The sequence below is a fragment of the Nonomuraea cavernae genome (assembly GCF_014646355.1).
GTDB classification, from domain to species: domain Bacteria; phylum Actinomycetota; class Actinomycetes; order Streptosporangiales; family Streptosporangiaceae; genus Nonomuraea; species Nonomuraea cavernae.
In genome coordinates, this window is record NZ_BMNH01000008.1 from 261,747 (window position 1) to 273,714 (window position 11,968).

The 11,968-nt window shown below is 65.0% G+C and carries 14 protein-coding genes; 2 read left to right on the plus strand and 12 right to left on the minus strand.

Features of this window, described 5'->3' with window-relative positions; genetic code table 11:
* Positions 1-232 precede the first annotated feature (232 nt).
* From IEY82_RS16715 to IEY82_RS16760, 10 genes are all read right to left on the minus strand, one after another.
* On the minus strand, positions 233-1,624 hold the full coding sequence (locus tag IEY82_RS16715; RefSeq protein WP_189125034.1) for a tyrosine-type recombinase/integrase: 1,392 nt from the start codon (positions 1,622-1,624) through the stop codon (positions 233-235).
* Positions 1,621-1,812 carry a helix-turn-helix transcriptional regulator gene (locus tag IEY82_RS16720; protein WP_189125035.1) on the minus strand — a complete coding sequence of 64 codons (192 nt, stop codon included), beginning with the start codon at positions 1,810-1,812 and terminating at the stop codon, positions 1,621-1,623. Before IEY82_RS16720 ends, IEY82_RS16715 begins: the two co-directional genes overlap by 4 nt.
* A complete protein-coding gene (locus IEY82_RS16725; RefSeq protein WP_189125036.1) occupies positions 1,809-3,416 on the minus strand; it encodes a replication initiator in 1,608 nt (535 codons plus the stop codon). The genes IEY82_RS16720 and IEY82_RS16725 overlap by 4 nt, the downstream gene beginning before the upstream one ends.
* On the minus strand, positions 3,409-3,609 hold the full coding sequence (locus IEY82_RS16730; protein ID WP_189125037.1) for a hypothetical protein: 201 nt from the start codon (positions 3,607-3,609) through the stop codon (positions 3,409-3,411). Before IEY82_RS16730 ends, IEY82_RS16725 begins: the two co-directional genes overlap by 8 nt.
* Entirely contained in the window at positions 3,609-5,036 is a 1,428-nt protein-coding gene (locus tag IEY82_RS16735; RefSeq protein WP_189125038.1) for an FtsK/SpoIIIE domain-containing protein, read from the minus strand. Before IEY82_RS16735 ends, IEY82_RS16730 begins: the two co-directional genes overlap by 1 nt.
* An 83-nt stretch (positions 5,037-5,119) precedes the next feature.
* Complete coding sequence (locus IEY82_RS16740; protein WP_189125039.1) at positions 5,120-5,422, minus strand: hypothetical protein; 303 nt, start codon at positions 5,420-5,422, stop codon at positions 5,120-5,122.
* Positions 5,419-5,829 (minus strand): plasmid replication, integration and excision activator, encoded by a 411-nt coding sequence (locus tag IEY82_RS16745; RefSeq protein WP_189125040.1) that lies wholly within the window; start codon positions 5,827-5,829, stop codon positions 5,419-5,421. Before IEY82_RS16745 ends, IEY82_RS16740 begins: the two co-directional genes overlap by 4 nt.
* Before the next feature lie 122 nt (positions 5,830-5,951).
* On the minus strand, positions 5,952-6,668 hold the full coding sequence (locus IEY82_RS16750) for a GntR family transcriptional regulator (RefSeq protein ID WP_189125041.1): 717 nt from the start codon (positions 6,666-6,668) through the stop codon (positions 5,952-5,954).
* Between the two features lie 285 nt (positions 6,669-6,953).
* A complete protein-coding gene (locus IEY82_RS16755; RefSeq protein ID WP_189125042.1) occupies positions 6,954-7,277 on the minus strand; it encodes a hypothetical protein in 324 nt (107 codons plus the stop codon).
* Positions 7,278-7,285: 8 nt separating this feature from the next.
* The gene (locus tag IEY82_RS16760) at positions 7,286-7,705 is read right to left on the minus strand and encodes a hypothetical protein (RefSeq protein WP_225262797.1); all 420 of its coding nucleotides are present in this window, start codon (positions 7,703-7,705) and stop codon (positions 7,286-7,288) included.
* 118 nt (positions 7,706-7,823) lie between these two features.
* Between IEY82_RS16760 and IEY82_RS16765 the strand changes: the two genes are divergently transcribed.
* Positions 7,824-9,047 (plus strand): NsdA family TPR-like regulatory protein, encoded by a 1,224-nt coding sequence (locus IEY82_RS16765; RefSeq protein WP_189125043.1) that lies wholly within the window; start codon positions 7,824-7,826, stop codon positions 9,045-9,047.
* Here the strand turns inward: IEY82_RS16765 and IEY82_RS16770 are convergent.
* Positions 9,025-9,588 carry an NUDIX hydrolase gene (locus IEY82_RS16770; protein ID WP_189125044.1) on the minus strand — a complete coding sequence of 188 codons (564 nt, stop codon included), beginning with the start codon at positions 9,586-9,588 and terminating at the stop codon, positions 9,025-9,027. The genes IEY82_RS16765 and IEY82_RS16770 overlap by 23 nt on opposite strands.
* A 536-nt stretch (positions 9,589-10,124) precedes the next feature.
* On the opposite strand from IEY82_RS16770, the gene IEY82_RS16775 reads away from it, so the two are divergent.
* Positions 10,125-11,045 (plus strand): hypothetical protein, encoded by a 921-nt coding sequence (locus IEY82_RS16775; protein ID WP_189125045.1) that lies wholly within the window; start codon positions 10,125-10,127, stop codon positions 11,043-11,045.
* A gap of 20 nt (positions 11,046-11,065) precedes the next feature.
* Here IEY82_RS16775 and IEY82_RS40350 read toward each other — a convergent pair whose 3' ends face one another.
* Positions 11,066-11,632 (minus strand): Pycsar system effector family protein, encoded by a 567-nt coding sequence (locus IEY82_RS40350; protein WP_373291466.1) that lies wholly within the window; start codon positions 11,630-11,632, stop codon positions 11,066-11,068.
* Positions 11,633-11,968 lie beyond the last annotated feature (336 nt).

Genomic DNA, 11,968 nt, shown 5'->3' on the forward strand with positions numbered 1-11,968 from the left:
CAGTCAGCGCAGCTCAGAGGCCCTACGGGGCCTCTTCTGCGTTTCAGGGGGTACGCAGCCGTGGGCAGCCCTGAGCGGCCGTTTGTCGCTGGTCCCGGAATATACCCGGAATGGATCATGGCGTGTTTCCCCTGGTCGGCGCCCATGATCCGGAACGGTCACGGCAAATACGCGGCCAAGCGGAAGGGCCCCGGAGATGATCCGGAGCCCTGTGGTTCTGCCAGGCAAGGGTTCACGCGATCAGAGCGTCTTGGATTCGCTGGTTCACCATGTCCTGCTGGCCGTCGATGCACTTGGCGTAGACGCGGAGCAGGACGTCCACGCCGTGACCGGCCCGCGCGGCCACCTCGGGGGCTGGGACGCCGCCGTTGAGCCAGAGTGAGACCGCCGCGTGCCTCAGGTCGTACGGTCGCCGAGCCAGGGGAGAGGCGACCTGGGCCGGAGTGAGCGCGAGTGTCCGGGCTTCCTGCCAGACCTCCGTGTAGGCCGTTGAGGCGACCACGCCGCCGCGCTCACTGCGGAAGAGCCGACCGTCTTCACCCACGCCGAACTCTGCGATGTGTTGCCGAAGGATCTTGACGAGTTCGGGCGGGACCGGGACCACTCGGATGTCGTCAGCTCCGCGATGCTTGAGCCCGCGTTGTTCATGGGCGTCTCCAGTGTCGGTCCATTGTCTGTTGACCTCGGGGCGGGACACGTCGAGGGTGAGCCGCCCCCAGCCCTTCGAAGGGAGATGGCAGTCGTCCAGGCGCAGGCTCACCGTCTCAGCGGGCCGGAGGGCAGCGAAGTACATGCAGGCGAACAGGGCCATGAGGCGTTGTCCTCGCCCCCGCCGGCCCTTCCCGCGCTTGCCGACGTAGGTCACCGCGGTCAGCAGTTCGCGAGCCTGGCGAGGGTTCACGACCACGCGAGGGTCTACGGTCTCGGTTGTCTTGGGAGGCGACCACTTCATCCGATGGAGCGGGTTGGACGGCAGTTCCTCCAGTTCCACCGCGTACTCCAGCACATGATGAAGGACGGCCCGCTTCCGCTTGACCGTGTTGGCACCCGCCTTGGTGCCGTCGAGGCACAAGGCCAGGGCGTCGAGCGCGGGACGTAGCACCTTGGTCTCGTTCAGATCTTGCACGCTGAGCGAGGCGGACTCCATCCAACGGAGGGCCTTTGTCATGTCCGGTGGTGCCGGTGGTCGTCGGTCCTCCGGAAACAAGGCGTACTTCCGGAGGGCGCGACGGAGGGTCTGTGCATCGGGTCGGCCTGGAGTCTCCTTGGTCAGAGCCGGGAGCACCGTGGCGAGGGCGTCGGACATGCTGTCCCGGCTCTTGGAAGCCGCGTGAGGCCACTTCATCTCGATGTAGGCCCTGACGAAGTCGAAGACCGTGCGTGCCTCTTTCGCCTTGACCATGGAGACGGGAAGGCCGGTCTCGATGTCGAACGGCTCTCCGTTCTTGGCAGCTTGCCTGAGGTCGGAGAGCCAGTTCTTGGCCTGCGCGGACTTCTCGTAGGTCTTGGACTTCTCGTGGCCGGCCACGGTCCAGCGCACCGTGTACGAGATCGTCTTGCCGGACTTTGCCGCCGATTTGTTCGGGCGGATCTCCCAGAACTTCACGTGGTACGAGGTGGTCATGCCGCGCTCCGGAGGGATTCGAGCCAGCGTTCGAGGTCGCTGCGGTAGATGCGGAGTTCACCGTTCGGGAGACGAATGCCTTCCGGTGCCTTGCCGATCTCGCGCCAGCGGTAAAAGGTGCGGCGGGAGACGCCGCCGAGTTCGTCGAGGACCTGGGGGACCGTGAGGAGCTCGTCCTTCTGCCTCATGCCGCCCTCCCGATGTGGCCGATTGCCGGAGGATCTTGACCCTCTGCTTGGGCTTGGAGTTGCTCCATGTGGGCGCGCCATCGTTGGCGTTCGGCGACCGAGCGCAAGAGGCGCATGGCCAGGGGTGCGACGTTGGCGTCTCCGGCCGGGACGGGCTTCCAGAGGTAGCGGTGTGGGTCGGGTGTCTCGTCACGCTGGCCGAGCGCTTCCAGGACCCAGGTACGACGGTCTTGCCGGTGTTCGGCGAGAGTCTTGTTGGACCACTTGCGCGAGACCAGAACGCGACGGCCCCCGTAGCCAAGGTGGTCGGGCTTGTGAGCCTTGCTGCGGCAGCGGCCCGGAGCCATGCCGGGCTTGGCGCCCTTGGGCTGGACGCCGTAGCGGAGCCAGTTCGGGCACGCCGGGGAGCACGGCTCCAAGCGCAGGGCCTCGACCATCCGGGCGGCGTGCTCACGCTGGGCGGGGTTGTCGGTGTCGAGGGTGTCGCCGAGGCTCTTGGTCAGGTACTTGGACAGGTAGCGGATGCACTGGTCAGCGTCGGGAGTTCCGGCGAGCACACCTTTGACGTCCACCTGGTCGCCAAAGCGGATCACATGCAGGGGCTTGGCGTGCTCGTCGGCGTCGAGCTGGTCGAGCGCCTGGTCCCAGGTGGGCAGGACCTCGCCGGTTGCCGGGTCGAGGTAGCCGGCCCCGTCCTGCCACACGGGCAGGTGATCGTCGGCGAAGCGGACTTCATCGACCTGCGGCCACCACACCTGGTGATAGGTGGCCGCCGCGATCTGCTTGACCTCCGCACGAGGAAGAGTCCCGCGGATCGCCATGTGCAGATGCGGCGCGAACCTCTTCTGAGGCTCGACCGTGGCGAAGTACTGCACGTCGTAGCCCGCGACCCGGCGCAGGTTCTGCACGAACCGATCGACGAGCTTGGAGAAGTGCAACGCGTCCCGAGCAGCCCGCGCATAGTCGTAGGTGTCGGGGTCGAGCGGGACGCCGTCACGCACCTTGCCGTACGAGGGCAGGGTGAGCGTGACGAACAGCGACGGCCGGTAGACCTTCCCATCGGAGGAGGCGAAGGTCCGCCCGAGCGTGGTCGGCGTCATCCTGCGCTTGGGCAGGTTCGCCGCGTCCTGCCGTCGCCTGGTCGAACGGGTCCGCTTGGGGACGGTCCGGCCGAGGACGCTGCCGCGCATGCCCGCCTCGTTGATCTCGGCATCGACGCCCTCGATCGCGGCATCCCAGTCGGCGGTGTCCTCGCCGAGCGCGGCAACCTCATCGCGCCGGGCCTGGAGGTCGGCGCGGAACTTAACGAGCCACCGCTGATCGTCGTTGGCCTCGTCGGGCGTGATGGCGGGTTCGTGGTCGAGGTGCCAGCCTTCCCGGCACTGCGCCTTGCGGAGCTGGCGGTTGCGCTTGGCGCAGGACGAGCACTTGGCGTCCAAGGTCGCCCCGCACGGCACGTCCACGACTTCCCAGCGGCCGGTGTGGGTGTCCAGGCGCTTGAGCGCGATGGGCCGGATGCACACGCCGTACTGCTTGGCGACCTCCACGGCCACCTCACGGGCCAGCGGCATGGCCTGCCGCACGGCACGGGGCAGGTCAGCCATGGTCCCTCCCTTCGTCCTCCGTCAGGTCGGCGCAGAGCCGGAACAGGCCGTTGTACGGGTGCTTGAGCGTCCTGGGGTAGCGCAGCGCGAAGACACGCACCCGAGGAAGGCCGTGATGGGTGAGCAGGACCATGAGGGGACGGCCCGCGACGAGTTCGAGTTCTTCGGCCGTGCCGTGGAAGCAGACCTTCATCAGGCGGCGTCCTTTCCGGCGGCGAAGGTGGCGGCCATGTCGCGGATGTCGGTGTCGCAGACGTAGGCGGCGCGAACCCTGATCGGGTCGGGCGAGGCTTCCAGCCGGACGAAGCCGACACCGGCCCCCAGCTCGGGAACGGGCGAGATGTGATCGGCCAGGGCCCCGCGTTGGCGTGCGCCGTCGCCGAGGACCATGTCCACCTGCTCGGACTCGTCCAGCCGCAGGGCGATCTTGTCGGGGAACAGGTTGCGGATGTTCATGACCTCCTTGCGCGGGTCCTGGAGTGCGGCCATGACGCCGATACCGACCGCACGCCCTTGGGTGGTGAGCGTCGCGAGCGCGGCGGAGATGCGTTGCTTGAGTTGGCGGTCGGCCTGGTAGGCGGTCAGGAACGCCACCTCGTCGACCACCACCAGGACGAACGGGTCCTCCACAGTGGGGGTGTGGGAGCGCTGGAGACCGGCGAAGCGAGCCGCGCGCTTCTGCATGACCGTGACGGCCTGCTCCAGCAGGTCGGCGCAATCCTCCGGCGTGGCCGCGTACCGGTCGCCGAACAGGGCGCGGCCGAAGGACAGCTCCATCAGCTTGGGATCGAGCGCCCAGATCTCCACCAGGCCCGCCCGCACGGCCGGAAGGAGTCCGCGGATCGTGGACCAGATAACCGAGCCCTTGCCGGCCCCGGTGGCGCCCGCGACCAGGACGTGAGTGCCGTGCACCTTGAGCAGCCAAGGCCGCCCGTCCTCCTGTTTACCGACCTCGACCGGCCCCACGGTCGGCGTCTCGGGCAGCGGAAGCGCCGCCAAGGGCACGGCCAGCGGATCGGTTCTCGGGAAGGTAAGCATCAGGTGACCGCCCTTCGTGAGCGTCACCCGGCATGAAGCAGCGCCGAAGCCCTGGGCGAGGTGGTCGAGGCGGTCGGCCCAGTCCTTGAGCGACTGTCCCTTGAGCATGCGCACGGTCACCAGGTCGGCCCAGGCCGTACAGGTGACCTTGCCGAGGCGCGGTAGGTAGTCGCGGCCCCACAGGTGCCGCCCGAGACCGGAGACGATCATGACGGGTTGCCAGTGTCGCCGGTAGATCCAGGTCAGCCGCCACCAGGCGAGCAGCCGCAGGGCCACCAGCCGCGTGAAGCTCTGCCGGTCGGTGATGGCCCAGGCGAGGAGTCCGGTCGGGACGGGCGTGAGGAGCAAGAGCGCGGTCCGCCAGCCGCAGGCCAGCGTGAGCGCGCCCGGAGTGATCGTGATGAGCGTGGCGACAGGGTGCCGCCAGACGAGCCGGACGCAACCGGTAAGGACGCGCCAGGTGAAAATGATCAGGGTCAGGATGGCGGGAGTCTGAACGACGGCCGGGCGGAAGACGACGGCCGTGTCGGGCGTGGTGGTGACGAGGTTACGAGCCTCGTCCCCAGGCAGCCGCTTGAACATATCCTTGGAACCTCTCGTGAGTGAGATCAGGGAGAACCAGGGGCCGCCGGAAGTTGCCTCTTCTGGCGGCCCCGCCTTGCGTGTCAGGCCGCCGTCTGGCCGGTGGCCGGCTGCTGGGCGTGCAGGCGCTCGCAGTCGGCGAGGTACTGAGCGGCGGCCTTGTAGATCTCGCGAGCGGTGGCGAGATCTCCGTCGGTCACCGGGCCGAGGCCGGTGGTGGAGAAGGAGACCTGAGCCTCCGACGCGCTGAACGTCAGATAGGGGCGACGCTGGTCGATCACGCTGGCGCGTATCCAGATGTCGCTGGTGTGGAAGGAGACGTCCAGGCGTGGCGCCTTGGCCTGAGCCATGGTGAGCGTGACGTAGGTGTACGGGTCGTGGTTCACGCCGCCGTCTCCTTGGTGGCCGGAGTCTGCTTGGTGCGCGGCGGGCGCATCCCCACGGCACGGATGGAGTAGGCCAGCCGCCCGCTCTGGGAGACGTACGGCGTGACGGTCATCCCGACGAACTCCACGGGAGTGATCGGCACACCGGCCACGCCCGGCGGCGGGACGGGTTCGGCCGAGGACAGGAGCTTGACCGCGACCGTCTTCTGTGACGCCTTCACGGTCGGGTCGCCGTCCATCACCGGGACCTGCCAGACCGGCTCACCGGTCGTCTTGTCCTTGGCGTAGACGGTCCTGCCGTTGGCCGAGGCGTCGAAGTCCTTGACCTGCTCGACCTGCCCCACGAGGTAGCAGCCGTGCGGGAAGACCTGGTCGAAGCCGATCGGGATAGGTCCCTGGATTGCCATGGTGTTCCTCTCGTCTGCGGCGACGAGCCCTTTGTTCGCTCGTCCACTTGTCCGCATGAGTTGAGAGTAAGCCCTCTCCACTCGTCCGCACAAGTGGTTGAGCCGGAGTGGCGCGGAAAGAATTACCGGACCTTGTAGACGTCCTCAAGCTCATGCAGGCTGCCAGGCAGCACAAGGCTCATGGCCAGCAGCGCAGCCCCCGCAGGGTCATGCACGATCGCCGTCACACCGAGCACCGGATTGGACGAACCCAGCAACTCGGCCTCGTCCTTGGTCGGCTTTCGAGCAGACAGCCGCTCGGTGATGCGATCGAACCGCAGATGCTTGACCGCCTGGAGATGCCGCCGGATACCTCCACGCAGCGGCTCGGGCTTGTCCAGGTCGGTGCCCACCGCGATCTCCAGCGGTATCCACACGGTTTCCACCGACGACACGAGACCGGCCTGACGAGCCACCCGCCTACGAACGATCACCGGCGTACGCTCTGCGACCCCGAGCAGTTTCGCGACATGCCGAGGCGCCGGAACACGCGTCACCTCAACGAGACTGTCTGCGGTCTCCCCTTGCTCCGCAGCCGACAGGCCAGGCCGTACGGTCTCGGCCTCGCTCTCCGGCCGGCCCTTCACGAACGACCCGCGCCCGTGCTCGCGCTCGATCCACCCTTGCATGGCCAATGTCTGTAGCGCCCGGACCACCGTGGTGCGCCCCACAGCCAACTCACGGACCAACTGCGTCTCGGACGGCAGCATGTCACCCGGCGCGTACTCGCCCGACTCGATCCGCTCCTGAATCACCCGCATGACCTGGGCATACTTCGGAGGGGCGAAGTCCATGCTCATAGTTGGCCGTCCGTTCACTCTTGCGCTTGTCCGCATAAGCACAGTACCGGCCGAGCCAAGTCTTGTCAGGCCAGGATTAGGAACGCATACGGCTGGCCAGCACCCGAACGCACTCCTCGCAGGCGCTCGCGAGAGTAGGCACGAACGGCACATGCCAATCGTCGATCATGATGAGCCGGATCGCCTCGCCACACAGCGCCTTTGACGTTCCACGCACTACCGCGTGCTGCACGATCAAGGAATTACGCCGAACTGTTTCCAGGCTGCACCTTACGCGAAGCCCGTTCATTCGTCGGCCTCGTCTACGAAAGCAGCGATCATCAACGAATACGACTGCCTCCTTCGCAGATCCGAATAATGCATGGAGATCCGGTGTGCAGCCCGTACCGGTTCAATCGCCGGATGCCACGCATAAATGACACGGCGGCGTTCCACGTTCCACCCGGTTCGCCACCAGAAGCGCTGGCCGTCGCACCACACGACCACGCCGACCCACACCGACACGAGCGCGAGCCCGTAACCGTGGTGCACATCGGCGACCACCCCATGCCGCTCCAAGGCCTGCCGAAGCATTTCAGCGGCATGATACGGATTGATCCTGATCACCATGGGGGCGCTCATCCGGCCACCCGCTCGAACCGCACCGAGCCCGCCGGGTCGAGGTGCGCCCGGAAGACCACGCACCGAGACGCCTCGTCCGGCACCGCCCCAGGACCGTAGACGCTGTGCGTGATCCGGCCCCGAACGGACGCGCCCACCGGCATGCCGCGCATCGCCGTGCGCAGCCCATCCATCGCCGTGGCCTGGAACGGGCTCGACCCGCACGCCCCCAGCTCCTCACCGTTCCCGGCGCTGACCCGGACCTCCCACTCGAACACCTCGCCTTCCGAACAGGCCCGCTCAGGCCCGTCGCAACGAAGGCACTCGGTGACGGCGGACGAGGCCATGCCGAGCACGACCGCCGCCGCATTCCCGCGCCGAGTGACGATCTTCCATCCCCGCCCGTCGCATTCTGTGCACCTGACTGGAGTTGTCATGCGGCAGAGCATGATCTGGCCAACCGTTTATACATATCCCACGGTTATATGTAGCCAAGGCATATAGAGTCCGCAGCAAAGCAGTGCACCACCTCGGAGCCAAAGTCCGGAGGTTCACATGCGCCCGAGCGCTTTCGATCGCGTCGAAATACCAGACGCCATCTGGGATCGCGACGAAAGCCGGGAAATCCTCAAGAAACGCGACATCGCCGGACTATTCCGGCTCGCTGTCAAATACGCCGGAGCAAGTCAAGTCCGGATCGGAACAGCAACCGGCCTCTCCCAACCTCGCGTCAACAAGATCCTCAACGGCACCGCCGGCCCCATCCAAGAACTGGCCGTATTCGAGCGCATAGCCACCGGCCTCGCCCTGCCCGACCACGCCCGCATGCTCCTCGGCCTCGCCCCACTCGACATCGCATCACCCACAGGCGACTCGGGCGACGAGCACCAGGAGCAGACCGACGAACTCACCGCCCGCCTGGACGCCGCCGCAGCCGTCGACGACACCATGGTCATGATCCTGCGAACGGACACCAACAACCTCCGCCTCCAGGACCGCCGACTCGGCAGCATCGCCATCGCCGACAAGATGCACGCCCAGATGGCCCAGATCGAACGCGCCCACCGCCACGCCATACGGCCACGCATCCGAACCCAGCTCGCCCATCTCATTGCCGAAACAGCGTCACTGGCCGGATGGCAGGCCATCAACACCGTCGCCCTCAACGACGCCTGGAACCACTACGAACACGCCAAAGCCGCCGCCTGCGAAGCCGACGACCCCGCCGTCCTCGCGTACGTCTCCGGTGAGCAGGCATACGTCCTCATGGACCTGGGCCGCCCCGCCGAGGCAGCAGAGCTGCTTCAGTACATCCACGCCACCCACCGCGACCACGTTCCGGCCCGCCTCAGAACATGGCTCGCATCAGCCCAAGCGGAAGCCGCAGCCGTCCTTGGCCATGAGGCCGCTTGTCGCCGTGCCCTCGATCAAGCCGCCGCAGTGTTGCCGGAAGGCGACAGCGATCCGGACATGCCCTACCTGTCCATCAACATCCACCACTTCACCCGCTGGCGCGGAAGCTGCCTGCTGCGCTTCGGCGACCCCGGTACCGTCGAGGATCTTCGTTCCTCACTCGCCGGAATGGACGGCACCTACAACCGCGCCGAAGCAGGCGTGCGCTGCGACCTCGGTCACGCACTCCTCGCGGCCGGCGACCCCGAAGCAGCCCAGCCCCACATCCACCGCGCCAAGCAACTGGCCACCATGACCGGGTCCCGCCGCCAACGGCGCCGCATCGAAGAACTCTCGCAGGCGGTCAACCACGCCCTTGGCCGTTGAGCCGCTCCCGAGCCTGAAGCAGCCCGATCAACGTCCCCGACGTCCAGATGTCACCGCGGGCAATCATGGCGGGGATCTCCGCCATCGGAACCCACTCGATCCGGTCGGCCTCCACCTCACCCTCCGGCTTGCCCACCAGCTCGGCACCACGCGCCAGGAACAGAATGTGCTCGGAGTCGACCATGCCGGCCATCGGCTGATAGCTCACCAGGCGCTCGACCTGCTTCGGCCGATACCCGGTCTCCTCCTCCACCTCCCGGACCGCCGTCGCCATGGGATCCTCACCGGCTTCAATCAGCCCGCCGGGAAGCTCCCACCCCCACCGATCGAACACGAACCGATGCCGCCACATCAGCAACACCCGATCCTGCTCATCCACGACCACAGCGATAGCAGCACGATCCAGATGCACCACATGATGCTCGAACCGCTCCCCACCCGGAATCTCCACATCGGCTATCGCCAGCCGGATCCACCGGTCGTCGTAGACCAGCCGTTCGCCGTGCACCGTCCAGCGCGTCAGCTCAGCGTCATCAGCCACACCGCGAAGCTACCGGCCCACAACCCCGACGTACACGCACTTCCAAGTGACAGCCGAGATCATTGCCGAATAACTCCTATGAAGATCAAGGCGGCGGCGCGGCGCGCCGCCGCACCCGGCCCTCTGCCGCCCGACGCCCGGGCATGCGGCCTGGGGGCCGGTCCCGGGCGTCGGCGGCCCGGGCCGTCCACCGACCTGCGCACACGCCGTTGACGAACGAATTCGGCCGATCCCAGCAGCGCGCCACCATCACTCGCCAGCACGTCGCAATATGCCCGAGATGAGGGCATATCTCTTAGTAACCACTGGGGAAGCACCGGTTGAGCTGTCCGTGCCTATGTAAGCGTTTGGTGCCGAATGGCCGAGAGTCTGCTCGGAGGCTTTTGGCCCATTGTCGGGTTGAATGTCCCACCTAGAAGGCAGGCGCGTCGGGGTCCGCTTGAGCCGGTTTCAATCAATGCCTCTTGCGGGTCGAATTGTCGGTCGCATCGGGTAGCCTCCATCTGAAGTAGCTGACGAGTGAAAGGTTCAAGATCATGACCGAAGTCGATCTAGATGAACTCCTCGAAGAGGTAGCCGACTCTGTGTCAACGGAACTCTCCTGCAAGCCTGAGGTGATTGACGTTGGACACGATCTCGATCTCGCCAAACTGCCGATCGTTGCTCGAAAGTGGCACCGTTTGAGCGACGGCGTCGCAGTGGTAGCTGACCTTAAAGGGTCAACGCAGATGGGGATCAAAAAACATTCCGCATCCACGGCCAGCATCTACGAGGCGTCGACCGGAAATGTGGTTAGGATTCTGAATGAATTCGATGCTGACTACATTGCCATTCAAGGTGATGGCGCCTTCGGGATGTTCTGGGGGGACAATCGGCGCGAGCGGGCGATCTGTGCGGGCATCACTATCAAGACATTCAGCCAGTGGACGCTTACGCCGAAACTGGAAAAGAAGTGGGATACTTTGCCTGCCACGGGACTCAAGGTAGGCATCGCTAGTAGTGCGCTGTTGGTGAAAAAAGTTGGCGTACCCAGGAGTATCTACCAGGAGCCTGTATGGGCAGGAAAGGCCGTCAATTACGCTGCAAAGGCTGCACAGCAAGTGGATCGCCATGAAATGCTGGTAACTGGGTCCATTTGGGCAAAGCTACTCAACAATGACTACTTGGCGTTTTCGTGTCCATGTGGAGATGGCCCCAGCCCCACGATTTGGGATGATGTAACAATTGAAAAGATCCCAGAGGGGCAGGTTGACCGAGAGGGCAAGCGGCTATCGTCCACGTGGTGCGCTATCCACGGTGCCGAATTCTGTGCCGCCATACTCGCCGGTAAGAAGCGAAGAGATGATACTGCCGGCTTGAGGGCGGCAGCTAATCGGGTGGAAATGACCAAATCGCTTCGCTGGAAGGCGCACGAAGCGTACGAACAGAAGCGGAACTTGTCGCAACTGTACCGATAGATTTTCGAAGCAAGTGATTTCTATATAGAGTCAATTAACCGGATCAGCGCGCTTGCTGCAAGCATCACCAGGCTTGTTAGGAGGAGTATGATTGCCCGCGCTCCCCAAATGTATTTTTGGTGAGCGACTCGGGAATTAGCCCACCCTTGGCGAGCTATTTCTCCGACTAGAGCTTCCACGTCTTTCGTCAAAGCGACAAGAGAAGCCGCGTATCCATCGGCAGTAGTATGAGCGCGGGCAATGTGCTGGAAATAGAGCAAACTTGTTGGTGGTTCCTTGCCTCGGAGGCGTGGCCATATTGCAAAGCTGGCACAGAACCCTGCACCCAGAGCGAGTACGCCACATATAGCCGATGCGGTTAAGAAGTACCATGGCGTAGATGTCGCGTCTTTTACAAGATTAAAGAGTGCTACCCCAACAGCCGCAGTTCCTGCAATTGTGGCCGCTGCTTTTGTCTCGGCATGCTTGATCCAGTCGACAATTAGGCTCAGCGCTTTCCATGCCTGATCTGCGCTCGGTGGCGGATCGACCGGCGCTTCGATAAGCGGCAACTTACTACGCTGAGCAAAAAACTTGCGCCATGCCAAGGCATTCCCGTTCTAATCGGTGGCAGTTCCGAAGTGGCAGTGGTACATCTTACCGGTTTATGCCTCCGTTGGTGAAGCGCGGTTGCGGCACCGGGCGCCCTCCTCGTCGCCCGATTGTCCCGGTCAACCCCATCGAGTCAAGGGCGCCTGCGGCATCGCTTCGCGATCAGCTTCGCTGACCCTTGACACGTCGGCTCTGCCCTAGGCCGTGTTTCATAAGGCGCGGAGCCATTGGTTGATGGCGGCGATGGTGAGTGTGGCCTCGTAGCGGACGGCGAGCTTGTCATAGCGGGTGGCCATGCCACGGTTTTGTTTGAGCTGGTTGATGCCGCATTC